General features: G+C 62.0%; 29 protein-coding genes and 4 tRNA genes. 4 read left to right on the forward strand and 29 right to left on the reverse strand.

The annotated features are described in order from the left end of the window. Window positions 1-49 precede the first annotated feature (49 nt). The 10 genes from rplJ to ACT53U_RS05635 form a co-directional block, all read right to left on the reverse strand. Window positions 50-568 (reverse strand): 50S ribosomal protein L10, encoded by a 519-nt coding sequence (rplJ, locus tag ACT53U_RS05590; RefSeq protein ID WP_476139275.1) that lies wholly within the window; start codon window positions 566-568, stop codon window positions 50-52. A gap of 374 nt (window positions 569-942) precedes the next feature. Then, the gene (gene rplA / locus ACT53U_RS05595; RefSeq protein WP_476139277.1) at window positions 943-1644 is read right to left on the reverse strand and encodes a 50S ribosomal protein L1; all 702 of its coding nucleotides are present in this window, start codon (window positions 1642-1644) and stop codon (window positions 943-945) included. A gap of 4 nt (window positions 1645-1648) precedes the next feature. Continuing rightward, window positions 1649-2095 carry a 50S ribosomal protein L11 gene (rplK, locus tag ACT53U_RS05600; protein ID WP_476139279.1) on the reverse strand — a complete coding sequence of 149 codons (447 nt, stop codon included), beginning with the start codon at window positions 2093-2095 and terminating at the stop codon, window positions 1649-1651. Between the two features lie 292 nt (window positions 2096-2387). Next, window positions 2388-2918, reverse strand: a complete 531-nt coding sequence (gene nusG, locus ACT53U_RS05605) for a transcription termination/antitermination protein NusG (protein ID WP_476139281.1) — start codon at window positions 2916-2918, stop codon at window positions 2388-2390. A 26-nt stretch (window positions 2919-2944) separates the two neighbouring features. Continuing rightward, window positions 2945-3142, reverse strand: a complete 198-nt coding sequence (gene secE / locus ACT53U_RS05610; RefSeq protein ID WP_476139283.1) for a preprotein translocase subunit SecE — start codon at window positions 3140-3142, stop codon at window positions 2945-2947. 100 nt (window positions 3143-3242) lie between these two features. Then, a tRNA-Trp gene (locus ACT53U_RS05615) sits at window positions 3243-3318 on the reverse strand. Window positions 3319-3453: 135 nt separating this feature from the next. Then, window positions 3454-4644 (reverse strand): elongation factor Tu, encoded by a 1191-nt coding sequence (gene tuf, locus ACT53U_RS05620; RefSeq protein WP_476153442.1) that lies wholly within the window; start codon window positions 4642-4644, stop codon window positions 3454-3456. A gap of 165 nt (window positions 4645-4809) precedes the next feature. Next, the gene (locus ACT53U_RS05625; protein ID WP_476153452.1) at window positions 4810-5370 is read right to left on the reverse strand and encodes a hypothetical protein; all 561 of its coding nucleotides are present in this window, start codon (window positions 5368-5370) and stop codon (window positions 4810-4812) included. Between the two features lie 232 nt (window positions 5371-5602). Next, window positions 5603-5676 (reverse strand) — tRNA-Gly (locus ACT53U_RS05630). A 50-nt stretch (window positions 5677-5726) separates the two neighbouring features. Further along, a tRNA-Tyr gene (locus tag ACT53U_RS05635) sits at window positions 5727-5811 on the reverse strand. A gap of 231 nt (window positions 5812-6042) precedes the next feature. On the opposite strand from ACT53U_RS05635, the gene ACT53U_RS05640 reads away from it, so the two are divergent. Continuing rightward, complete coding sequence (locus ACT53U_RS05640) at window positions 6043-6861, forward strand: TrmH family RNA methyltransferase (protein ID WP_476153454.1); 819 nt, start codon at window positions 6043-6045, stop codon at window positions 6859-6861. A 223-nt stretch (window positions 6862-7084) separates the two neighbouring features. Then, window positions 7085-7159: transfer RNA gene (locus tag ACT53U_RS05645), tRNA-Thr, on the forward strand. 274 nt (window positions 7160-7433) lie between these two features. On the opposite strand, the gene ACT53U_RS05650 is transcribed toward ACT53U_RS05645, so the two are convergent. From ACT53U_RS05650 to ACT53U_RS05670, 5 genes are all read right to left on the reverse strand, one after another. Beyond that, on the reverse strand, window positions 7434-7865 hold the full coding sequence (locus ACT53U_RS05650) for a DUF1937 family protein (RefSeq protein WP_476153455.1): 432 nt from the start codon (window positions 7863-7865) through the stop codon (window positions 7434-7436). A gap of 116 nt (window positions 7866-7981) precedes the next feature. Beyond that, window positions 7982-8401 carry an NUDIX domain-containing protein gene (locus ACT53U_RS05655; protein ID WP_476153456.1) on the reverse strand — a complete coding sequence of 140 codons (420 nt, stop codon included), beginning with the start codon at window positions 8399-8401 and terminating at the stop codon, window positions 7982-7984. Between the two features lie 27 nt (window positions 8402-8428). Beyond that, the gene (locus ACT53U_RS05660; protein WP_476153457.1) at window positions 8429-10225 is read right to left on the reverse strand and encodes an aldehyde ferredoxin oxidoreductase family protein; all 1797 of its coding nucleotides are present in this window, start codon (window positions 10223-10225) and stop codon (window positions 8429-8431) included. 12 nt (window positions 10226-10237) lie between these two features. Further along, window positions 10238-11803 carry a hypothetical protein gene (locus ACT53U_RS05665; protein WP_476153458.1) on the reverse strand — a complete coding sequence of 522 codons (1566 nt, stop codon included), beginning with the start codon at window positions 11801-11803 and terminating at the stop codon, window positions 10238-10240. Window positions 11804-12095: 292 nt separating this feature from the next. After that, on the reverse strand, window positions 12096-12470 hold the full coding sequence (locus ACT53U_RS05670; protein WP_476153459.1) for a hypothetical protein: 375 nt from the start codon (window positions 12468-12470) through the stop codon (window positions 12096-12098). Window positions 12471-12527: 57 nt separating this feature from the next. On the opposite strand from ACT53U_RS05670, the gene ACT53U_RS05675 reads away from it, so the two are divergent. After that, a complete protein-coding gene (locus ACT53U_RS05675) occupies window positions 12528-12794 on the forward strand; it encodes a helix-turn-helix domain-containing protein (RefSeq protein WP_476153460.1) in 267 nt (88 codons plus the stop codon). Here ACT53U_RS05675 and ACT53U_RS05680 read toward each other — a convergent pair. After that, on the reverse strand, window positions 12763-13209 hold the full coding sequence (locus ACT53U_RS05680) for a DUF2786 domain-containing protein (RefSeq protein ID WP_476153461.1): 447 nt from the start codon (window positions 13207-13209) through the stop codon (window positions 12763-12765). The genes ACT53U_RS05675 and ACT53U_RS05680 overlap by 32 nt on opposite strands. Before the next feature lie 137 nt (window positions 13210-13346). On the opposite strand from ACT53U_RS05680, the gene ACT53U_RS05685 reads away from it, so the two are divergent. Next, complete coding sequence (locus ACT53U_RS05685) at window positions 13347-13763, forward strand: hypothetical protein (RefSeq protein WP_476153462.1); 417 nt, start codon at window positions 13347-13349, stop codon at window positions 13761-13763. Here ACT53U_RS05685 and ACT53U_RS05690 read toward each other — a convergent pair whose 3' ends face one another. From ACT53U_RS05690 to ACT53U_RS05750, 13 genes are all read right to left on the reverse strand, one after another. After that, complete coding sequence (locus tag ACT53U_RS05690) at window positions 13764-14201, reverse strand: HK97 gp10 family phage protein (RefSeq protein WP_476153463.1); 438 nt, start codon at window positions 14199-14201, stop codon at window positions 13764-13766. It abuts the gene before it with no gap. Next, window positions 14191-14544 carry a hypothetical protein gene (locus tag ACT53U_RS05695; RefSeq protein WP_476153464.1) on the reverse strand — a complete coding sequence of 118 codons (354 nt, stop codon included), beginning with the start codon at window positions 14542-14544 and terminating at the stop codon, window positions 14191-14193. The genes ACT53U_RS05690 and ACT53U_RS05695 overlap by 11 nt, the downstream gene beginning before the upstream one ends. A gap of 2 nt (window positions 14545-14546) precedes the next feature. Next, window positions 14547-14813: a hypothetical protein gene (locus tag ACT53U_RS05700; RefSeq protein ID WP_476153465.1), complete on the reverse strand. Its 267-nt coding sequence runs from the start codon at window positions 14811-14813 to the stop codon at window positions 14547-14549. 3 nt (window positions 14814-14816) lie between these two features. Next, complete coding sequence (locus tag ACT53U_RS05705) at window positions 14817-15566, reverse strand: hypothetical protein (protein ID WP_476153466.1); 750 nt, start codon at window positions 15564-15566, stop codon at window positions 14817-14819. Window positions 15567-15755: 189 nt separating this feature from the next. Beyond that, window positions 15756-15986 carry a hypothetical protein gene (locus ACT53U_RS05710; RefSeq protein WP_476153467.1) on the reverse strand — a complete coding sequence of 77 codons (231 nt, stop codon included), beginning with the start codon at window positions 15984-15986 and terminating at the stop codon, window positions 15756-15758. 21 nt (window positions 15987-16007) lie between these two features. Then, complete coding sequence (locus ACT53U_RS05715) at window positions 16008-16433, reverse strand: hypothetical protein (protein WP_476153468.1); 426 nt, start codon at window positions 16431-16433, stop codon at window positions 16008-16010. Window positions 16434-16612: 179 nt separating this feature from the next. After that, window positions 16613-16882, reverse strand: coding sequence for a hypothetical protein (locus ACT53U_RS05720; RefSeq protein WP_476153469.1), 270 nt, complete (start codon window positions 16880-16882; stop codon window positions 16613-16615). Continuing rightward, window positions 16857-17363 carry a hypothetical protein gene (locus tag ACT53U_RS05725; RefSeq protein WP_476153470.1) on the reverse strand — a complete coding sequence of 169 codons (507 nt, stop codon included), beginning with the start codon at window positions 17361-17363 and terminating at the stop codon, window positions 16857-16859. Before ACT53U_RS05725 ends, ACT53U_RS05720 begins: the two co-directional genes overlap by 26 nt. Before the next feature lie 840 nt (window positions 17364-18203). Then, the gene (locus tag ACT53U_RS05730) at window positions 18204-20540 is read right to left on the reverse strand and encodes a DUF5906 domain-containing protein (RefSeq protein ID WP_476153471.1); all 2337 of its coding nucleotides are present in this window, start codon (window positions 20538-20540) and stop codon (window positions 18204-18206) included. Beyond that, window positions 20537-20779 (reverse strand): helix-turn-helix domain-containing protein, encoded by a 243-nt coding sequence (locus tag ACT53U_RS05735; protein ID WP_476153472.1) that lies wholly within the window; start codon window positions 20777-20779, stop codon window positions 20537-20539. Before ACT53U_RS05735 ends, ACT53U_RS05730 begins: the two co-directional genes overlap by 4 nt. 207 nt (window positions 20780-20986) lie before the next feature. Further along, the gene (locus ACT53U_RS05740) at window positions 20987-21196 is read right to left on the reverse strand and encodes a helix-turn-helix domain-containing protein (protein WP_476153473.1); all 210 of its coding nucleotides are present in this window, start codon (window positions 21194-21196) and stop codon (window positions 20987-20989) included. Beyond that, complete coding sequence (locus tag ACT53U_RS05745) at window positions 21186-22355, reverse strand: tyrosine-type recombinase/integrase (protein WP_476153474.1); 1170 nt, start codon at window positions 22353-22355, stop codon at window positions 21186-21188. Before ACT53U_RS05745 ends, ACT53U_RS05740 begins: the two co-directional genes overlap by 11 nt. 241 nt (window positions 22356-22596) lie before the next feature. Next, window positions 22597-23499 (reverse strand): pilus assembly protein TadG-related protein, encoded by a 903-nt coding sequence (locus ACT53U_RS05750; RefSeq protein ID WP_476153475.1) that lies wholly within the window; start codon window positions 23497-23499, stop codon window positions 22597-22599. Window positions 23500-23778 lie beyond the last annotated feature (279 nt).

The raw sequence follows: 23778 nt of genomic DNA on the forward strand, positions 1-23778 counted from the left end.
CAATACTTCCTTCGAATGGTTCGGTACGTTTCGTCTGTGCGAAGACGGCTCACGCCGCCTGGTCCTTGTCGACGCGCGCCTGGATGACGCGAGCGAGCGCACCGGCCGGAGCGGCCAGAACCGAGGCCAGCTTGGTAGCCGGCTGGTTGATGACGCCCGCGATCTTGGCGCGGAGTTCCTCGAGCGACGGCAGGTCGGCGAGGGCCTTGACGCCGGAAGCGTCGAGAGCCTGCTTGCCGAGACCACCACCAAGGATCACGAACTTGTCGTTCGCCTTGGCGAATTCGGCCGCAACCTTGGGGGCAGCGACCGGATCCTTCGCAGAAAGGATCACGGTCGGGCCCTTGAACAGGTCCGCCATGTGCTCGAGTTCGGTGCCGACGAGAGCCAGCTTGGCGAGGCGGTTCTTCGCGACCTTCACGGTGCCGCCGGCGACGCGGACCTTGCCGCGCAGGGCGGTCATGTCCTTCACCGTGAGCCCCGCGTACTTCGCGACCACAACGGATCCAGTCGTCTTGAACTGGACGTTGAGGGCAGCGACGAGTTCGCGCTTTTCCGCTCTTTCCACGATAGCCTCATTTGCCTTTGACCCCCGCGGAACGAAAGTTCCGGGAGGCCGGTTTCAGGAGGCGTGTCCGGGGACCGGTCACGCCTGCACTTCCTGTCCCCTCCACCCCGGACAGGTCCGGGGATCAAAGGTTCAACGGTCCGAACCGCTTCGAAGATCCGGTCGATCCCGGATGACGAATTCGTTCTTCCCGTCTCGCAAGGGCCCCTCGAATCGCACTCGAGTTCGACGAATTAAGCCTTCCGGGTTTCCCCGTCCGGCGCCCTTGGTCTCGGACAGTTTCCCGGGCGAACCCGGGAAGATCGCCCCCTACCCTCTCGGGAGGCGGCATCGCCCGCCCCGGCGAGCCGGGACGGGAGAATTCAGTTCACCGCTCAGGACGCGGCGTGGACGGTCGACGGGTCGACCTTCAGGCCGGGGCCCATGGTCGACGACACGGCGACGCGCTGCAGGTAGGTGCCCTTGGCGCCGGTCGGCTTGGCCTTCTGCACCGCATCGGCGAAGGCGACGATGTTCTGGACGAGAGCCTCGACCGAGAACGAAGCCTTGCCGACACCGGCGTGCACGATACCGGCCTTCTCGGCGCGGAACTCGACGGCGCCGCCCTTGGCGTCGGTGACGGCCTTGGTGACGTCCATGGTCACGGTGCCGACCTTCGGGTTCGGCATCAGGCCACGCGGGCCGAGCACCTTGCCGAGACGGCCGACCAGCGGCATCAGGTCCGGGGTGGCGATGCAGCGATCGAAATCGATCTTGCCGCCCTGGATGGTGGCGAGCAGGTCTTCGGCGCCGACGATGTCCGCACCGGCGGCCGTGGCCTCGTCGGCCTTGGGGCCGCGGGCGAAGACGGCGACGCGGACGGTCTTGCCCGTGCCGTTCGGCAGGTTGCAGACGCCGCGGACCATCTGGTCGGCGTGACGGGGGTCGACACCGAGGTTCATCGAGATCTCGACGGTCTCGTCGAACTTGGCGGTGGCCCGCTCCTTGACCAGCTTCACGGCCTCTTCGAGACCATAGAGCTTGACGGGGTCGATGCCCTCACGGGACTTGGCGACGCGCTTGGCGATCTTCGGCATCGTCTTACTCCACCACACGCAGGCCCATGGACCGGGCGGTACCCTCGATCATCTTCGCCGCGGCGTCGATGTCGTTGGCATTCAGGTCCTTCATCTTCTTCTCGGCGATGTCCTTCAGCTGGGCCTGGGTGACCTGGCCCACGACGGCACGACCGGGAGTCTTGGAGCCCGAACCGGGCTTCTTCTTCGTGTCGAGCTTCGCGGCCTGCTTCAGGAGGAAGCTCGCCGGCGGCGTCTTGAACTCGAAGGAGAAGCTCTTGTCGGTGAAGTACGTGATCACGACCGGGGTCGGCTGACCCTTCGGCATTTCCGCGGTCTTCGAATTGAAGTCCTTGCAGAACTGCATGATGTTCAGGCCGCGCTGACCGAGCGCGGGACCGATCGGCGGCGACGGGTTCGCAGCACCCGCCGGCACCTGGAGCTTGATGTAGCCCTGGACCTTCTTCGCCATCTTCTGGCTCCTCGTTCATCGCCGGACGGCGCCTTCGCGCCTCCGGCTCACCGGAGTTGGTGGTCGGGCACCGCACGGCGTCTGGCGACGACGCAGGGGGGCCTCCCACCCGTCCGACCGACCGGCACGCCGGAGATCGGACTCGTTCACCGTTCCTTCGCGATCTTCGGGCCATCCTCACGGACGATCCCGGAGCACCTCCGGAGCGGACCATCCGAAGCGATGCCTCGGACGGAACGAGACCACCCCCGACCGCGAGTGCGGCGGAGGCAGCCTACGAATTCGGGTCTCGTCAGATCTTTTCGACCTGACCGTATTCCAGATCGACCGGGGTCGCGCGACCGAAGATCGACACCGCGACCTTGAGGCGCGAACGCTCCTCGTCGACCTCTTCGACGACACCGTTGAAGGAGGCGAACGGTCCGTCCGACACCTTCACGTTCTCGCCGACCTCGAAGGTGACCGAAGGCTTCGGGCGCTCGACGCCGTCCTGCACCTGCTGCAGGATACGGAGCGCCTCGGATTCCTGGATCGGCATCGGCTTGTTGTCCGAACCGAGGAAGCCGGTGACCTTCGGCGTGTTCTTGATCAGGTGGAAGACCTGGTCGGTCAGCTCCGCCTTCACCAGCACGTAGCCGGGGAAAAACTTGCGTTCGGCATCGACCTTGCGGCCGCGCCGGACCTCGACGACCTTCTCGGTCGGCACGAGGATCTGTTCGAACATCGCCTGCAGGCCATTCTGAGCAGCGCGCTCACGGATGGACTCGGCGACCTTGTTCTCGAAGTTCGAGTAGGCGTGAACGATGTACCAACGCATGGCCATGAAAGGAGATCCTCGGTCCGCCGCCGTCACCGGCCCAAGCCGAGCACGAGGCTCACGCCCCAGCCCATCAGCTGATCGGCCATGAGAAAGAAGAATGCAGCCAGGAAGGCCATCGCCACGACCATGAGCGTGGTGATGCCGGTCTCGTTGCGGGTCGGCCAAGTGACCTTGGCGACTTCGTCGCGAACCTGTTGCACGAAGGTGAAGGGGTTGGTCTTGGCCATCCGTCGCTCACGACATGCGGGCGCGGGAGGGGGATCCCTCGCGCGCCTCGCCGGGACATCTACCTAGTGCGTCGAGCAGGCATTCTCAAGCGAAATCGACTGGCAGGGGCAGTAGGACTCGAACCTACGACCCTCGGTTTTGGAGACCGATGCTCTACCAACTGAGCTATACCCCTGTGGGCACAGTCGAATTTGGCTTTCAGCCCTCCGCCGCGACCTTACTCGAAAGTGCGATCGCGGCGAAACTTTTTTATCCACAGGCCACCCTGCAGGGAGGCCTTCCCGCCCGAATCACGGGCGGGAGGACATCATCAGGCGATGATCTTGGCGACGACGCCGGCGCCGACGGTGCGACCGCCTTCACGGATGGCGAAGCGGAGCTTCTCTTCCATCGCGATCGGGACGATCAGCTCGACGACCAGCTTCACGTTGTCGCCCGGCATCACCATCTCGGTGCCCTCGGGCAACTGGCACATGCCGGTCACGTCCGTCGTGCGGAAGTAGAACTGCGGGCGATAGTTCGAGAAGAACGGCGTGTGACGGCCACCCTCTTCCTTGGTCAGGATGTAGGCCTCGGCCTCGAACTTCGTGTGCGGCGTCACCGAACCCGGCTTGCACAGCACCTGGCCGCGCTCCACGTCCTTGCGCTCCACGCCGCGCAGCAGCGCGCCGATGTTGTCGCCGGCCTGTCCCGAGTCGAGCAGCTTGCGGAACATCTCGACGCCGGTGCAGGTCGTCTTGCGGGTCGGGCGGATGCCGACGATCTCGACTTCCTCGCCGACCTTGACGATGCCGCGCTCGACACGACCGGTCACCACGGTGCCGCGGCCCGAGATCGTGAACACGTCTTCGACCGGCATCAGGAAGGGCTGGTCGACCGGACGCTCCGGCTGCGGGATGTACTCGTCCACCGCCGCCATCAGCTTCAGAACCGCGTCACGGCCGAACTCGGCCTTGCCGTTGTTCAGAGCTTCGGTCGCCGAACCCGAGATGATCGGGATGTCGTCGCCCGGGAAGCCGTAGGACGAGAGCAGCTCGCGAACCTCGAGCTCGACGAGCTCGAGCAGTTCCGGATCGTCGACCAGGTCGACCTTGTTCAGGAACACCACCAGAGCCGGAACGCCGACCTGACGGGCGAGCAGGATGTGCTCGCGGGTCTGCGGCATCGGGCCGTCGGCGGCCGACACGACCAGGATCGCGCCGTCCATCTGGGCGGCACCCGTGATCATGTTCTTCACGTAGTCGGCGTGGCCGGGGCAGTCGACGTGGGCGTAGTGACGCTTGGTCGTCTCGTACTCGACGTGAGCCGTGTTGATGGTGATGCCGCGGGCCTTCTCTTCCGGAGCGGCGTCGATCTGGTCGTACGCCTTGAAGGTCGCGCCACCGGTCTCCGCGAGCACCTTGGTGATCGCAGCGGTCAGGGACGTCTTGCCATGGTCGACGTGCCCGATCGTGCCGATGTTGCAGTGCGGCTTGTTACGTTCGAACTTTTCTTTGGCCATATCCCTGTCCCTTGCCTTCCGGCGGCTGGCATTCGTCTCAGAGGTTCGTGTTGGACGAGCCGACGCGTTCCCGCGCCTCTCTCGTCCGAGTTGGGCGATCCACTAGGGGTTTTCGCGTCGCGGTTCAAGAGGGTTTTTTCAACAGTCCCGTCGAGACTGCTCTTCTCACGTCGCCAGCCAGACCTCGACCTGCTTGGCGAAGGCCTCCGCGACCAGCGTGTAGGTCTTGTCGGCATTGGAGGCGTTGACCGCCAGCGAAGCGATGGCGCCGACCGGAATCATGCCGATCGACCCCTGGGCCTTCATGCCCTGCTCTTCCCCCCGCAGGTTCGCCCGGAAGGCGACGACGTGCTTGTCGACGGCATCGGTCAGGCGGACGTCGGCGACGATCAGACTGTCGGAGGCGCCGAGCACACGGCCGGCACCCGAGGCGACGTCGACGACGCGCAGAATCAGTTCCAGCCGCGCCTGCTTCGGCCTTCCGACGTGACCGCCGACTCGGGCGTAGACGACGCGGCGCAGCTCGACCTTCATCATCTCGCCCTGCTGGGCATCGGTGAGGCCGTCGAGCGATACGAAGGAAAAATGTGCGTCGGGCGCGACCGCGACGTCGACGCCGGCGATCGTGTAGTTGGCCGCCTCCGGCCCGGCGCCGGTTTCCGTCTGGCCGCAGCCGGCGAGCAGGAGTGCCGGAAGTCCGAGAATCATCGCGCGTCGCGTCGTCATGCCATCCCCCGTGGTTCGCCCGTGACCCACGGGCGGCGCACCATCGGAGATTGCAGAGAGACATCAAACCCCTGAAAAATCAGGGGGCCGGTCGGTTGCACGCGGCATCGGCCCTCCCCCTGCTCTTCGGGAGGCCCCGATCCGGCGACGAGGTCGGTGATCTGCCGGATCGTCACGCCGATGGCGTCGATCGCGAGGGTCGAGAGGTGGTCGGGGCCGGTGCAGGGGTGATTGGAGCGGGTAGCGGGAATCGAACCCGCGTATTCAGCTTGGAAGGCTGCTGCTCTACCATTGAGCTATACCCGCGAGCTCGGGCACGAGGGCCGGATCGTTCGGCGCGACGACGGGATCGAAGATGGTGGGGGAAGTAGGACTCGAACCTACGAAGGCTTAGCCAGCGGATTTACAGTCCGCCCCCTTTGCCGCTCGGGACATTCCCCCACGCTTCGATCCGATCCCGAAGGCTCGGACGAACCGGCATCGCCACCCCCGAGGGGGCCGCAGCGCCGTTGCGGGCGCCGTTATGGCGATCGTTCGAGGCCCTGTCAACGGGCGACGACGGTCTTTTCGACCGCTTCGTCGTCGACGCGGGCGGACGGGTCCGTCGCGGACGTTGCGCCGGGCGCGGGAAAGCGGCAAAAGGAGCGCCACTGCCGATCCCCGGAGCCTTCCATGAACGACACCCCCTCCCCGCGCCACGTCGCCAAGGCCGGACGTCATCCGACCCGCCCGCCGATCGTGCAGCGCCGTCGCGGCCGCGAGGGCACGGGGGCGCCCGACGGTCGGCTCTTCCTCTACGGGTTGCACACGGTCGAGGTGGCGCTGGCCAATCCGCGCCGGGTGATCCACGCGATCTACGCCACGCGCAACGCCCAGGCCCGGCTCGAGGAACGCGGCGTCGTCTTCCCCGTGCCGCCGCAGCAGGTCGACGTGAAGTGGATCGACGCGCGGGTCGGCGAGGACGCGGTGCATCAGGGCGTGCTGGTCGAGACGCGACCGCTGGAGCCGGTCGAGCTCACCGATCTCGGCCGCGCCCGGCTGGTGCTGGCGCTCGATCAGGTGACCGATCCGCACAACGTCGGTGCGATCATGCGTTCGGCGGTGGCGCTCGGCGCCGACGCGCTGCTCACCACCACCCGCCATTCGGCCAACGAGACCGGCGTTCTCGCCAAGGCCGCGTCGGGCGCCGTCGACATGCTGACCCACATCGAGGTGGTCAATCTCGCCCGGTCGCTCGAGACCCTGCGCAAGGAGGGGTTCACCGTCGTCGGCCTCGACAGCGAGGGCCCGGCTGCGCTCGAAGACACCGCGGTCGGGCCACGGACGGTTCTGGTGCTGGGTGCCGAGGGCAAGGGCCTGCGCCCGGTGACGCGCGAGGCCTGCGATCACCTCGCCCGCGTCGACGTGCCGGGGCCGATCAAGTCGCTCAACGTGTCGAACGCGGCGGTGCTGGCGCTCTACGTGGTGGGGCGGCGTCACGCCGGCGCGTGATCGCGGCGCCCCCCCGAATCGGCCGCGCGCGGCACGCCCGCCTCGGCGCTTTTTTCCCGGCGGCGGTCATGCTATCTCCGCCCCGGCGCCGGCATAGCACAGCGGTAGTGCAGCGGTTTTGTAATTGGAGGGCCGAGAGGCTAGAAGACGAGTCGGATCATGCGCTTAAGACGCGCGCGGTCCGGGCAAGTACCGAATAGGCACCGGATTTCGGTGCCAGAGGGCCGGAATAGCACAGCGGTAGTGCAGCGGTTTTGTAAACCGAAGGTCGGGGGTTCGATCCCCTCTTCCGGCACCATTTCTCTCAAACATGAGGTTTGACAAAATACAACTCAAAGCAGGTCAGACGCGTCAATTTATTCCGAGTAGGACGCTATCGAAATTGACATTATCTGCCTATATTCTTCGAACACACTTAAGACTTAAAGCTAGCCCTTGCTTGAATCAACATGGATACTGGCTCCGTACCTAAATTCACAATTAAGTTCGACGCCACAACAGACCCACCATTACTAATGAGAAAAGGAAAACAGCAGGCCACCTCGGAAGTCACAATTGCGCAGGAGGCTCTCTTAGCTTGCCGAACCAGTACCGGATCCCACCAATCTCAATGAAGCTCGCGGTAGATCCAATCCGTGACCGGAAAGTATATCATCAAAATCGATGATCTTCTTGCCGTTTTCACGAAAGTACTGAACTTCTGCAGCAACGCCAGCACTCGTTTCCCAACCGTCAACCTTCAATACAACAAGAGCTGCGCACATCTTCATAAATGGATAGTTGAAATCGACCCAATATCGTGATCCTAAAGTTCCGGATTTGGCTCCCAAGATTAGGTCAATAGGGTGCGTCATTGTGATTGGGCTATACACAATATAGCCACATCGAATTAACGATGCGGCCGCGTCATTTGCCTCCGCGAAACGCTGTTCTCGCACCAAAAGTTCCGGGTGCGTATAAGGGCAAGCCAAATACAGCATTGGCCTCATGTCCCGCGCCATCATTGTCTAGCCTCTCAGAGCGGCATTGGATTGACTTCAACTCAGGCGATACTCTCTGAGGGCCGCACAATAATGAGCGGAACGACTTTTCGCTCAAATTTACAACAAGGGCGAAACCCCTAGAGTGACTCGACCATCATCTGATAATGACACAATGCATTCCGAGTCGGAAGAGTAAGTGCTTCGGGGAGACAATCGAGAGAAAACCAGGAAATTTCAGCAGTTTTTAGAGGTTCAAGGTTGACGGGTTCCCCATCGCAAATAGATACTAGGTAGGCTGGACACACCCAATGGTAATTCCCATTACTGTCAATGTGATTTGTCACGCATAGAAGTCGAGACAAAACAACCCTAACGCCCAACTCCTCGGCTACTTCACGTATGAGGGCCGCTTCCACTGTTTCAAGATACTCGACTTTGCCCCCCGGCAGACTCCACGCCCCGCGATCTGGATCCTTCAAACGTAGCTGCAGAAGCACATGCCCTTTGCCGTCCTCTATAACTGCGCCAACACCGACCCGCGGAAAGTTCACGTTCATAGCGATCTCCTTGACGATTTCTTTCCATCAAATATCTAACAACGTATCAATTTGAAGCCGCACTAAGGTCGCCATCGTCGGAGTTCCATCAACTTCCCACCCTCTAATTCGGTAATACTGATCCTTAAGGTCTTCAAGGATCATAACGTCAAGGGCTTCGCCGCGCAGTGGGCCACTTCCTTTGCGCTCTTCGAAAAAACGCCTTGGAAGCGCATCGTCCGATCGCCTAAACCCAGCCTTGTGGTTGAACAGGCGCGCTATGTTGATTGCCGTCTCTCCGAGTTGAAGAAGCTCATTCCAGCTTCTTCGTATTCCCGTGGCGGCAGCTAGGGCATCGAGATAATACGGCTTCTCCTCACCAGCAGACGCCCATTTGCACACTACTAAGGAGTCCCTGCATGCGCTTTTCTCCTCTCCTTGAGCAACCATCTCGGCTTTTCCGTCAGCGGTTCTTCCATCAACATCCCCATGCGCCTCTTCCGAGCAGAAAGCCTTACGGTGGCAGCCGCCGCGAGCTGAAATACTATATGCGAGGGCTACGCCATAGAAACCGCGGGGGTCGTAGGCTGGCAACTCCATGCCTTTGACATGCATAGCCAAAGTGGGGGCAGAGCCGCCGATCAGCAACGCAGCACGCTTGACGCCATCGGCCAGGAAACCGAAAGTCCCACTGCGGTAGGCAATACCGCCGAGAATGCTTGCAATGTCGATCTGTTTATCATCGGCCTCGATAAGGCCGTCTGCAATACACCGAAAATAGAACCCGATAACATTTCCTGCTGATAGCGTGTCGAGTCCGTATTCGTCGCACAATCTGTCAGCCTCGACGACAACTTCCGCTATTGTGTTGTTACATTGTGGCCCAAATGCCCAGATTGTCTCAAACTCTGGAGCGGTCGAGTTCTCTGGGGAGGATACCCCTACTGGAGTGGTCGATCTGGCACACCCAATAAAGCACTTGAAGCAGACGCTGGGGTTGTTAGTGAACAATTTTATTACAGCATCGCCTAACGATAGCATCCTAAGATTGTCATAGTCGAAATCATGATAGTTCCAGCCGGACATACAGCCTATAGAAGTATGCTTTTCGTACATAAAGGCAGTTCCAAAGTCTCTGTGCTTTATATATTTATGAGAGTTATTTTCAGATATACCCTTTATGTGGGATATTTGTTTTCGTATGACGGTGATATCTTCTGGAACTATATCGCAATCTCCCCCTATCAAGATACCTTTCAGTTTCTTTGCCCCCATAACCGCCCCGGCTCCGCCCCTAGCGAAGGCTCTGGTGTCGGCCATCACCGAGGCAAACCGAACTAAATTCTCACCAGCCGGCCCAATTGCTATTACGGCAGAGTTATTAACGGTCGGATGCTGTTCTCTCAGCCCGGCATATACTTTACTACAAGGTTGCCCCCAAAGATGGCTCGCAGAAAAGAACTCACAGCGGCCGTTGTCGATTACAAGTGTTATGGGGCAGTGCGACTCCCCTCTAATTACTAGCCCATCAATTCCAGCGGCTTTGATCGAATGGCCGACCATTCCCTGCGCTACTGGATCTGTTAAAGTCCCGGTGAGAGGTGAACGCGTAACAAGTGTAGCTGCTCCGCCGCCCGCCGACAGACCGCTGAGAGGTCCAGTAAGGAAGTAGAGCACGTTGTCAGAGGATAGCGCATCGACGTCATATAGTTTGTCCGTGTACGCTAGGTAGAATCCCAGAGCTTTTCCTCCGATAAGTCGGTCGACTAGTGATTCGGAGATCGTGGTGATTCGCGAGCAGCGGGATGCCAAATCAACTTCCATCACCCTGTAGATGCTGACCATTTTTCCTCCTGGTTAGCTAAATAAGTTAATCCCTAAAAGACTCGAAGCGACAGACACAATATGCTTAGTATTCTCGATAAAATCGCTTGTATTCTTAGTAGAATCGGCGATGACCTTAAGTGTAGAAATAGCTTTTGCTGCTATCGTCTTACTATCTCCGGAGTTCTTAGTAGCGATTTCCTTAAGGTCGTTCGCAGCCGACAGCGCCAGCGCTTTGGGCTGTTCGCTTATGGAGCAGTCGGCGGCGATGCGAGCCATGTACTCATCGATCTGCTTGGTCAGCCGGATGCCGTCATCTTTGGCTAACGTAATGTTGCCGATTGAGATATGACTTTTCGCCTGCTCACCTGACGCGACGCCAGAATTGACAATGCCGCCGTCAGAGGCGTTGTTGTTGACGACCGTTTTGCTATTTGTTTTTTGTATGAAATTTCCATTGCCCATAACTACGATCTCCGCATTTGCAAGCAGTGTATCCTGTTGCTTTGATTCATCAGAGAGTATCCGCAACTTACGGCGGTAGCTTGCAGATTCCCTGGGCTCGTCTGATATCGCTATGACGTACTGTGAATGGATTTGCGCCAGCCCACCAGATTTCACGTGATCACTGGAAATTTGGAGGTAGTCTTTGTCTCTACCGGCATGTTGAACGATGTTTGAAAACAAAGCTGCCTTCACGATCGGGTCAGCCTCACTATGAAACCAATTAATTATTTTTTGAGCCATACATTTATCGTAATGTTTTATTAAGGCAAGTGCCAGTCCCTCTCGGCTTTCAGTGGATGTTTCTTCTTCGATACGCGAAAGGAGAAACTCCTTGTTGCGTTTGAATGAAGCAGCGTTCTTCCCATAGAGTCTGTAGCACCATCGGCGCACGTTTTCCGGCTGGTCGGCGATATCCTGGCTTTGGATAAGAAGATCTCGATCGTCTGTGCCGCGCGCATGAAAGAGGCTCCAGATCGAATATTCGGCCACCTCACGATCATGATGCGAGTTAAGTGCTGCGATACGAATCCCGACGGGCAGCCCCGAAATGCTCTGAGGAAGATTGGCTAGATCGTATCCACAAGACATGGCAAACCACTTTGCAAACATAGGATCGTTTTCAATGTTTTTCACAAATGACTTGTCGGAATCTGCGTATAAAATTTCCTTAGGTCTGTAAAATGATCCCGCAAGTTCAAGATAAGATCCTGTCAAAATAAGACTTGTTTTAGATGATATTATTTTAAGCTCATCTCGCGTACTAATCTTCGACAAGGCCGCCCAAGCCCAACTCCTGCTGTCGTCGCTTTCTTCTCTGAACATAACTTGGCTAAACAAATAGTCTTGAAAAGAACGATAGCCCAAAAGCGCCATGCTCTTATATAGCCACAAGCGCACCTTAGGGTCGCCCGCACCTTTGACTGCCTCCAGTTTCTCAAGCAGGCTTCGGCTATCAATAATTCCGCGCCCCTGTTCCAAGTGAGCACAGAGGCGCTGGAGACCACGCTTCTGAATGCGCCCGTCGCCATGTCCAAGGAGATAGAGAATAGCCTTTTCTTCAGCGCGCCTACGCGCATCACCATCTCTTTGCATGGCGCCTCCAAGCCATGAGCTATCAACATTTAAGGCGAGCGCGATACGCCAGTCGTATACTAAAATTAGCGAAATTAGAGAATTCGGGCAACAGCTTAAGATCGATATATGCCGTCAGCGCAATTTTATCAAGACCGGAGTTGGATAAGGCTTTCAATCGCAATTGAAGATGCAGTCCTGCTCGGAAATCCTACAGTATAATTATGTATTACCGCATTAATATGTGTGATATATTGTGTATGTGTTCGACTGTTTGGATATAAATGTGAGTATTATTTGAAAATATACGAATTTATTTATCAATTTCATCTGGTTCGTCGGCGCATTCGTGTTGCGTATTCGTTTGAAGTTCAATCGCAGGCACACGGTCCTCATCGGTAGCCAAAGTCGCCAGCAGCTCAGCCGACACCCGCTTCAGAAACACATGGTGCCGACCATCCGGTCCGAACGAAGCGCCGAGCATGTGGTCGCCGACGACCTGTGAGGCGTACACCCCGTAATATTGCCGATACAGCTCCGCAACGCGGCGGACGTCCTCGTCGGTAGGTTCCTTGCGCCGGTCAAAACGCTCGGCGATCAGGATCAGCACGCCGCCGAGGATTCCGGCGACGTACCACGTCGCCACGAACTTGTAGGCCCAATCGAGGATCAGTCTGAAGGTCTCCATGGATGTAGATTATAGTCGACAATCCAAAATTGTAAGCGCAATTGTGACGATGAGTCCGTGGACGATCTGTCTACACGCGGGCGCTATGCCTGCATGTTGGACTACAGACGAGTCTTGGCGGAAAACCTGAAGGCAGCGAGAAAGGCCCTCGACCTGTCGCAGGAGGAGCTTGCGCTGGAGGCCGACATCGACCGGACCTATGTCAGCGGCATCGAGCGGGGCACCCGCAATCCGTCGCTGACCATGATCGCCAAGCTCGCCGAACGGCTGAAGACGACGCCTGCGGCGCTCCTCACGCCAAATGGGAAGCCGCCCGCCGTCTGAGCGGTACGGCCTCGCCACGCCGTCTCATCTTGCTCGCGTACCACCTCACCGACTTCTCGCTGGCGTGGGCGCCCTCGACCAGCCGGTTGACCTCGGCGGCGATGGCGGCATAGGTCCAATCGGGATGCTCGACGATAAGCGCCTCGGCGGTGCGCCCAATGCCCTTGCCCCGGCTCGATCCGGCGGGCCGTGGCAGCTTCGACGCGCTCGGGCTTGATGAGGCCGAGCCGAAGATCGTCGAAGGCCTCGGCGGCCACCGGAACTCATCCGGATCGATGCCGTACTTGGCCGTCAGCTCCTCCGCCTTCTCGAATGCGGCGGCTGCCTCGCCGGCCGTGCGGCCGTTCGCCACCGTCTTCAATGGCAGCGCCTCGATGCGCCGACTGACCAGCGGCAACTCTCTCTGATGCGACAAGTAAAAGCCTCCAACGGCGGAATGCCGATGAAGGCCAGCATGTCGCGATCGAGGGGCTTCGCGAACTGCAGATTTCTTCTTGACAGCAAATAGCACTATTTACAATTTATGTAGCATCAGATCAAATGGAGGCATCGATGAACCGCACAATTCCAATCTCAACAGAGGTGTTCGCCGCTATCTGGGCCGCTAGAAAGGCTGGCGAGGAGACCGAGGACGCCATTCTCCGTCGCATCCTCCAGTGCCCCGACTCTCCCCGTTCGGAACCTTCTGCACCTGAGATCCTCAAAACCGTCGGCTACAGGGATCAACGTAACGGTGTGGAGTTTCCAGAAGGTTTTGAGATTTTCCGCACTTACAAACACCGTGAGTACAAGGCGAAGGCACACGCTGGTGCTTGGGTTCGGCTCGACAACAGCCAGCGCTTCGTGACCCTGAACCAACTCAACGCATCTATTGCTGCTGGCGCTGAAAATGTCTGGAACGGAAACTGGAAATATCGTGACTCCACAGGAATAATCCGCTCGATCGGCGAGCTCCGCGGGCGCGGCTAGTTAATCCTCTACGATCTTCGCGCCCCGCACCGTTGCCAGACCGTCCATCACTGCCATCTGTACGAAGCCGGCCGGCGCTTGGCGGGAGTGACCGTCGTTGAGCGGCTGGATGTGCGGCGCGTTGTTGGTGATGTGGACTTCGCGGTTGGCGGCGATGTCGAAGGCCTCGATGGTGGGAGTGCCAGCCTCGATCGTAGCGGCGGCGTTCTCCTCCGCCGTCGATCCCTTCTCGCCCGGCACCCGCGCCGGAAACAGGCCCTCGAAGGCGCGGTCCAGCTCCGGCGTCCAGTTCGAGCGGGCCATGCCTGTATCGACCGGCGTGTTCTCGACGACCGAGCGGAGGACGGCACCGGCGCAGTCCTTCACCGCCCGCTCGACGTTGCCCTCGACCCGTACGGCGATGCGGTCGATGCGCTTGGCGAAATCATCAAGGCTCATCGGCGTACTTCCCCACGCGGCGCAGCTCGGCCTCGGCAAAACGGCGCATGACGGCCTCAAGGATCGGATCACTCTCGGAGTCCGACTGCATGAACGGCATGTCCTCCGGCCAGAGGTCGCGGTCCGCCTGCGACCGGCGCCAATGCACCCGCTGCGGCAGCCCGCCGCTCGGATAGACGGTGCATTCCCGATAGCCGAGCGTGCGAAGGTGCCACTCCATCATGACGCGGGCATGGGCGCCGAAGGTCTCCGGCGTGCCGCCGAGATAGATGTGCAGCGTCAGCGGCGTGGTGGAGAAGACGCCTGCAAGCGCGTCGCGGATGGGCTGCTCGCGGTTCGCCATGGTCACGCCCCCTTGAGATAGCTGCCGCCCCGATCGAGGTTCGGCCAGACGGACTGCGCCCGCGCGCCGACCGGCAGGCCACCGACGAAGGCAGCGGGCGAACTGGTGAGATCGACCGCGGTCCAGCCGACGAGCGCATTGGGCTCGCCGAGCAGGGTTTCGGCCACGACGCGGGCCGCTGAGGCCGAAGCCCCGACCGCGACGGCGAAGTTCAACTGGTCGGCGCGGCGCTGGTCCTCGCGGGCGGGGTAAAAGGCAAAGGTGGCCATGGTTCAGTCCTCCTGATCGGCAAGGGTGTCGAGGGCGTCGTCGGTGACGCCCAGATCGGCGCGGTCGCGGGCACGAAGCGCGAGGCCGATGGTGCGCTCGGCCGGATTGCGGCCGGTCTCGAAGGCGCGGTCCTCGATCATCGCCCGCTCGGCGATGTCCTCGACCTCAAGGATCGCCGCTTGCACGGCGCGGTACTCGTCGCCGACGATCCGGTCGGCAAGCTCCTGCGGCGAGAACGGCCGCTCGGCGTGGGGAATGCGCTGGACGCGGGACACCAGGACGGCGGCAAGCTCTCGGTCCTTGGTGGAAGCCGCGAGCGCGGCGAGGCTCGAAAGCTCGACGTCGCCCGAGTGCTCGATCTGCTGCATCAGGCGGGAACGGCGCTCGCTGCCCAACCCCTCGCGCATGATCATCTGAATGGAAGAGTTGTAGTGGGCCTTCGCGTCCCCCACCTCGCGCTTCACGGCGTCGAGGCCGCGCAGGCGGGCGACGCGGTCGTCGAGGCTTGCCCGCTTCAGCTCGGCCCGGAGGCCGCCGACCGCTCGGGAGACGACCTGCATGCGATGGGCGGGGGCGAGGTCGGACAGCGTGGCGTCCAGCTCTTTTCGGCGGCTTTCCACGCGGCCCTTCAGATCGGCGAGTTGGCGGGCGTGCTGCGCGCCGAACTCGCGGGCCCGGCTGAGCGCATCGCGGATGTCCGTCACGGACCGCCAGGGATGCGTCATGCTGGGCGGAGACTTCTTCATTGCCATGGTTTCATCCTTCGTCGCGGCACGTCACGCCCCACAAAGGCCGGATGAACCCGGCGCGGGACCATCCCGCAGGCGTCCGCCCCCATCGGGATCGCCGGGACGCTCCATCGAACATCCCGTGGACAGAATCAGGATGCGATATCGGACGATCGACGCGGACCATCGTCCGCGCCGATCCGCCTCGACGGCTCACGCCGCAAGCAGCTTCTTCGCCCAGTTCCGCAGGTACATCTTCGGCATATCGCTCGTTGCCACGTCGAGCGCGGTGTGACCCGGTCCCATCTCGACCTGCAAAGCGCGCATGCCAGCCCAAATAGTCGCAGCAGCTACCTGCTTTCGCTCGCCGTCGAGGTGAGCGAACCGCTTATAGTCCGCCTGCTTCGGCCTGATGGTGATGATCCTCTTCTTCGCCTTCGCCATTTTTGCTCCTCCACGTGTCGGTCAAGCAGCAATGGCAAGACGCTTCTGCACCTCGGCCTCGATCTCGGCAGCGCGCTTTGCCTCGCGAGTCGCCTTCGCCTTCTCGATCCGCGCGACGCGCCGCTCCTCGCGCTCGCGCTGTGCGTCCTCCAGCATCCAGTCGCTCGGGTGCACGTAGCCGTAGTTGGCAATGACCCAGCGCGGCAGGTCATCCTCCAGCATTGAATGCACGACCGAGATCAGCATCCACTTGTCGACAGGCTGCTTCTTGAACGCTTCCATGTAGGCGATGATGGCGGCAGCGATCATCGCGGTATCCAGAGAGACAAGCTCGGACTTGTCATCAGGACACTGTTCGACCAATGCCTTCAAGGCACGGTCGACATGCGCCGAAGTGACAGTGACGTTCGGCGTATCCTTCCAGGTCGTAGAGTTCCAAGGCTTCATCTTCGGTGCTCCTGTGTTGAGAGGATTGGTGCGCACCGAGGTCAGGATCAGCGAGGATAGCTTCTAAGTAAATACATGACAATAAATAACAATTTTTGGAAAAACGTGACCTAGGCCCAACGTTCCGAAAAGAACTTTTGGGTCTAGGCCAAATTGTAATTTTGTTGCGCGTTCGCCAACTATTCGAGTTGGTCCTCGCCCGAATTGGCACGACTCGCCTGCTGATGCTCGTCGGCCATGCGTTCCCACAACATATCGGAGACAGGTGAAATCGACCAGAACCACGCGCCGGTCGGATGCCCCATGCTGGCGACAAGCGCCTGCGCCCCGCCAGCCTCGGCAATCGTCCTCGGCGCGGTGGCGGCGAGCGTGCCGGTCAGCGCCTCGGCGGCCATGAGGTCGCGCAGCATCTGCTGAACGGTGTCAGTTGATCGGGACGAGCGCGCCATCGGCCCTGGCCTCCACCTCGACGACCAGATACCGGCCGAGCAAGTCAATCAAGGCGGCACGGTCGTTCGGCTCCATCCGCGCAATGACGCGCGGGTCGAGGCCAGCGGGTGCCGCGGCGGCGGAACCGCCCTCGGCGGTGAAGGCGAGGAAGCCATTCAGCCGCTCGGGCCACCGGAACTTGAGCAAGACCTCGATGAGGCGATCCGAAGGCTCCTCTTCGGCAAGGGAGCGCTCGAACGCCTTGCCCAAGATCTCGTGAAACGCCGTGTCCATGGCGGCGCCGTAGCGCGCGCCGAAGTCGGCGTCGCGCCTGCGATGGTCGTGGATGGTGGCGACGGACACGCCGACCGCCTTAGAGGCTCGCTTCGGTGATCCCGTGCGCGACACGATGTCGAGCACCTTCGCCTCGATGGCCGGCGACCAACGCCGGTCCATGGCGGGCCTGCGCACCGCCCGCGTCTCGTTCGCCCTGTCACCCATCGCCGTCGCTTTCTACTTGATTTCCTGCCTGCGACGATGCAGCGTGCGGGATGCGCGGGGAGCCATTGAAGCGACTTCGCAAATTTTTGGGAAATCGGCCCTCGGCCCTGTTTCATCCGGGGGAGCCCGCACGGCACGCGGAAGCCCCAGGACGCCGCCCGTCCCGCGAATGGAAGTGGGTTGTTTCGCCCCGGAGGCATTGCCGGTGCCTGGCCCGGTGCTTTCGGTGACGCCGTCATCCAAGCCCTTGCACCGGCTAACCTTCCAGGCTCAGAGCGCCCAATCCTGTGTTCGATGCTCTGGCGCTGTGACCCCGCCGTTGCGCCCAGACCTGCCGCCGACGCTTTCGGTGCCTCGACGCCTCGTTCGCCATGGCCGCGCCGCCGTCGAGCGCCCGTGTCGCCGCCCTGCGCGCCCTCGTGGCCGTGCCGACCGCCGCCTCTCTCGACCACTCGGCTGCCTCGCACGCGCGAGGACTGCGTGGTCTGCGAGGCGCGCGCCTCCTGCGATGACGCCGATCTGTCAGAAGTGTCAGAACCGTCCACCGGCACCGAGACTGGGCAGCGATCCGACCGACCTCAGGTCGGACGGCAGCGCGCGCCGGCATGGGCGACGATCACCAGCGTGGCCGGCGAAGTGCCAGATGCGCCAACGATCCGCCAAGAGCAAAGCCTTGTTTTCTTTATTACTTGTCAGATTTGTCAGTTCTGTCAGATAGAAAAATAGAAGAAAAGTCAGTGCCGAACACAGATGGCATAGCCCTGGTCATTATAGGCATGGCACGGCTCAGGCACGTTCGCGGCAACTCGTGCCGCGAACGCGTCCGAAGCGACAGAAGTGTCAGTCGGCGTCCCAGTCGATGGCGCCGCCGACGTGGGCCTCGAAGGCACGGCGTGCGTCGGCCAGCACGGGCACGCGCCACACACGCATTCCCTTCTTGTCCTTGGCATCAACCTCCACGCCGACCGACTTGAGGAACGTCGCCACCGCCTTCTTGCTGAACTGGCCCGGCCGGCCCATGCCCTTTGCGATGGCGCCGACGTCGGCGACCATCTGCTCCTTGCCGAGGCTGTCCATGTCCACCGAGTCCTTGCTCCAGCGATCTTCACCGACCTTCGGATCGCAGGTGCCGGCTTCAAGCGTCCTGAACCACCAGAACGACAGCGGGTCGCGCCGGAACGCCTGCACCTTCTGCTCCACCAGCGCCGCTGTGTTCGGGATCGCCGAACGCGGGTGCCAGCCGCCGAGATCTACGGCCAAGAAGTCGTGCAGCATGGCGGCGAGACCGCCGTTTCGCATCTCGGCATCAAGCGCGGCGAAGAAGCCCTCGGGCAGCGCCTTGCGGGCATCCGAGTCCGCCTCGAACACGGCAAAGCGCCGCTCGTCGGCGGAGGCCGGTACGATCCAGTCCTCGTTCGAGGCGATGACCACATGCAGCATGTTCGGCCCCGAGACGATCGGGCGGCCCTTCGGCTCGAAGCTCAGCACCGGTTCGGTGATGAGGTTCTTGAGCGCGCCCTCCGCCTTCTTGTCGCCGGCCCAATAGCCCTCGTCGACGAACAAGAGGATGCAGTCCATCAGGTGCTCGTTGAAGCGTCCGACGAAGTGCTCGGCCTGCGCCACCTGCTTGCCGTGCATCCCGGCGAGCAGCTTCAACGCCCGCCCGAAGGTACCCTTGCCGACGCCCTTCTTGCCCTTGAACACCAGCGCCACCTCGGCGGGGACGTGCGGCTGCTGGACCATGAAGGCCGCCCAGCGGATCACGTATCCGAACGCCTCTTCGTCGCCGCGGCACAGGACCTCGCGGACCAGACGCTTCATCGACGACCAGTCGCCCGCCTTCGGCTCCACCGCCCATCCCCGCCAGAGGTTGTAGAGCTTGGCGTGCTGCCGGTTCGGCGCAGGATCGAAGACCACCCCCTCGTACTGCCGACGCCGGTGGTGCCTGACCCACCACGAGCCGAGCGGCTTCTGCTTGCCATCCTCAGACCGGACCATGCGGCTGTCGAGGTGGCTGCGGATGGCATGGTCGGGAAACCACTCGACCTCGATGTGGCCGAGCGTCGGGTGACGGCGCTCGCGGCCGACGAGGTACTTTCCGCCGTGCAGGACGGTGAAGTGGTCCCGGTTCATGGTTGCGAGCTTGAGCTCGGCCGCCGACACCGGCACCTCGACATCGTCGACGGGGAAATCCACCTCGGCAGGCGCGCGCAGCACCTCCTCGACGAAGGCGCCGTGGCCTGCATCCGACAGCGCCTTGAGCAGGGTCGCCAACGTCACGCCGCCGGGCTTGATCGACAACGTCGCCCAGCGCCCCCGGATGCGGTCCTCGTCGCCGGCATAGTCGGCGTCGCTGATCGACCAGGCGACGAACTCGTCGACGCCCGCGCCATCGGTGCCGTGGTGCGCCGCCATCATGATCGCCAGCCAGTCGTCGTGACGGCCGTTGTAGGCGGTCACATCCAGCTTCGACAGCAGCCGCTCCAACTGCTCCGGCGTGATCTCGCCGGAGCCGGTGGCCGATGCGGCGAGCGAAGGCCGCGCGATCGCGTCCAGGAGGGCCGTGGTCGCCTCGGGTGCGTCCCGAAGCGACAGAGCAAGAACGTCGTCGTCGAGACCGTACGGCCTTCCGTTCGGGTGCACCGATCCGGCAGCGACCACCTGCCGTCCCAGCGACTTGAACTCGACGCCGGGGTAGCCGGCGAGTTCGTTCAAGACCGCCATGTCGGCGGGCTTCTGATAGTAGTGGTGGAAGCCGCCGCCGCCCGTGCGAACGAAGGGAGCATCCGGCAGGCCGAAGTCGACGGCGAGATCGGCGAAGCTGTCGACGCCGCCGACGAAATTCCTCGGGTCGACGTCGATCACCAGATCGGTGTCGCGCAGACGAACGCCGATGTTCTTCCCCGCCGAAAGCCGTGTCATGGCCTCCTTCGGCGTCAGGGCGGGCATCCGGCGCCAGCCGTTCTTTACAGGCCGCTTGCCGTCGACCGGGATCAGCTCGTGACCGGCGGCGACATGGGCGTTCAGGGCTTCGGGGTCGTGCTTCGACGGCGTTTCGGACACCCTGGGCGAGGTATCCTCAATCTTGTCGATGTCGAACTCGACGGTCTTCTCCAAAGCTCCTGCGGGCGCGCCGATCCCCTCGGCGCGCCCTTCATCATTCAGATAGTCGCTCATCGACCGTCCTCCCCGCGAATGAAGGCGTCGAGGTCGGTGACGTGGTAGCGAACCGACTTGCCGTGGATGGTGTGATAGCGGGGACCGACGCCGTTGCCGCGCCACGAGCGCAGGGTTCCGGGCGTCGACGAGAGATAGACCGCCGCCGCCTCGGTGTCGTACCAGGGGCTGCGCGTGTGGGTATCGAGGACGCGGCGCACGACGTCCTCGATGTCGTTCTTGGTGAAAGTTGCCTGCATGGCAATGACCTCCAGAGAGCCGGCGTGACCGGCCTGTTTCAGACATGGGTTTCTGTCTGAGGAGGACCGGGCTCACCCCGGTCACGCGCTTTGCCGAAATCGGCTCCTCGCAGCGCGCGTCGTCTAATAATCACCGATCCGGATCGGCGGACATCAACGTTTGCCGTGCCTAAATCATTGATTTGCCTTGAGGCGGCTTCGGCCCCCTCAAGAATTTTCAGCCTCGCGACGCCTGAAGGCGTCCAGATCGTCGATGTGATAGCGGACGAACCGCCCACTCACGAGGCGAAAGGTCGGCCCCTTTCCGAGCGAGCGCCAGCCGCGAAGCGTGCCCGGCTCTCGTCCGAGAAACCGGGCGGCCGCGTCGGTGTCCAGCCAAGGACCGGCCTGTCCAACGGCTGCGGGCTCATGCGGCATCGGCGATCTCGGCCGCACGGACCACCTTCAGGGCTGGGCGGCGGCCGGCGAGAACCTTGTCTTCCAGCGCCTGCGCGTGCGGCCGCAAGTGCTCGACGAGGTGTTCGGCATGGACATAACCGCCGGAGGCGCCGGGAAGGCGCTGACCGAGGAGGAGCGCGCTCTCGGCATAGGGAACGCCGGCCGCGATGAACAGCGTGCGGGCGTGGTGGCGGCACTCGTGCGGGCTCGGCAGGTCGGCGCTGTCCTCCCTCGGCTCGGTGACATGGCCGCAACTGCTCATGGGCGACGGCCAGAGCCAAGGATTGTTGAGGGGCGCATCCTCGGCCAACCGATCCCGGATCATGGCGGCGAGCCAAGTTCCCATCGGAAACAGCATCCGGCCGCCGGTCTTCATGTGGTTGAAGGTGAGGATGTTCCGTTCGAGGTCGACGTCCTCGCGGCGCACCTGAAGGATCGACGACCTTCGGGCGCCGGTCAAAAGCATGGCGCGGTGCAGATCGCGCCGAATGGGCGACAGCGCGTCGGTCGCCTTCCACCAAGCCGAAAGGTCCAAGCCGTCGACCTCGCGCCTCTTCGGGTTAGGGATGCGCAGGGCCGACACTGGGTTGGAAGAAATCGTCTCGTCCATCCGCATGGCCGTGTTGATCACCGCCCGCAGGGTGCGCATGACGCAGGTCGCCGTCGTCTGGCCGCTCTTCTCCTGGAGCCGGTCGTAGATGTCGCGCACCTCGTTGCGGCCGAGATCGGCCACGGCCCGGTTCTTGATGCGGGCGAGGTAGTGGTCGACGTTGTAGCGGTAGCTCTCCTCGGTCGCCGTTCTGAACGGCTTTTCCCCAAGGTGGGCGTCGAGCGCCTGCGAGATCGTGATGCCGGTCTCGGCCGTCTTCGCCGTGGGGTCCACGCCGGACTGGATCTGCGACATGATCGCCTTGGCCCTGTTGCGGGCCTCGCGCAGGCCGATGCGGTCCACGCGGTCGATCTTGACCCGCACGGTGCGGACGTGTCGGCCGTTGCGCCGAACGTCGCCCTGGACGGCGTAGGTCTTGGTGGTGGCGTGGCAGATGACCATCAGGCCCTTGACCTGTTCGTCCCGCCAGATGCCGGAGCCGGGTTCGAGGTCCCGGATGCGGGCCTCCGTGAGGTTGATGACAGCCATGTTCGTCTTCTCCGAAGCACTGTGTGGAGCACCGTACGGAGACCATCGAGGATCAGCGTACGTCGACGATCATGTCGCGCAAGGGCTTGTCCGCGAACCAATAATCCGCAATAGTCCTTTTAGGATCAACGAGTTCAGACCGAATTTGTAAACCGAAGGTCGGGGGTTCGATCCCCTCTGCCGGCACCATTTCCCGACGGAGTTCGACCGACCGAGACCGGCGCCCGCGGCGCCGGCCGTGTCAGTTGGTCAGGCGGGCCTTGTCGGCGGACGAGGCGGCGAGCGTACAGTTGAACTTGTAGACGAAGTCGGCGAAGTCCGAATCGCCGCCGTCCTCGACGTTGAAGGTCGCGCCCGAGCTCGATTCGCAGGTGCCGCTCGACTTGATCCATTGCGCGGCATCGGCCGCGTCTGAGTACTTCGTCACCGGGTTGATCAACTTGCCGGTGTAGGAATTGTCCGCGTAGATCACCAGTCCGACGCCGTAGGTCTGGTAGGCGCCGACCGTCATCGTCTTGGTGACGCCCGCCGCCGGCGTCAGGGTCGAGCTGCCGGTGCCGTACTTGTAGGTATAGCGGTAGGTCAGCACCGTCGTCTGGCTGATGATCTTGCCCGACGCGTCGCGCGTGAACAGGAAGATGTCCTTCGAATAGGCGCCCTTGGCCGATACCGACTTGAAGATCGCCGAGGTGATCGTCTTCGCCGGCATGGCGGCGGTCGACGTCAACGTCGCGTCGAAGGTCTTGGTGGCGACGAGGCCGGCGAAGGTCGTCGGGATCGACACCGTCACCTTGCCTTTGATGTTGTCGCCGACCGCGGTGAAGGCGAGGTCCGAGACCGTCGCCCCGAGCCCGGCGATGTTGGCGTCGAAGACGTTGGTCGACAGCGTCGTGTCGAGCTGCGCCTTGGCGGCACTGGCCAGCGTCGCCGCGTCGAGCGCGCGCTGGACGCCGTCGCGACCGCGCGACAGGCGATCGTAGTCGATCGCCAGGCCGACGGTGGCCACGAGCGGCACGAAGGCGAGCGTGGCGGCGACCGCGACATTGCCGCGCCGATCGCACAGCAGAGCTCGCAGGCGGGCAACCGTGCCACCACAGACGGCAAGGACGGGCGAGATCGGGGAGGAGGCACGAAGATCCGACATGGTTTTCCCGAACATCACGGCACTTTTTTCGAAATCTTGGCGAAAACGATAACGACCGAGTCCCTTACGTTTCCCCAACGCGATGCGGACAATTCGAATCGTCGGTGCCGAAAGTCCGGCGATCCGGGAGCGCTCCTCGACGCGACGCCGCCGACGCGAGGTTCCGCTGCGTCATGACGCACTGCCCGAAGTCTCGGATTTCATTGCCGGTTTCAGTGAGGCGTTAATCCCCCATTGGGGTTTGTCGCTTAGCTTTTCCGGAAGACACAGTGGGAGAGA

The sequence above is a fragment of the Pinisolibacter sp. DMC19 genome (assembly GCF_056313985.1).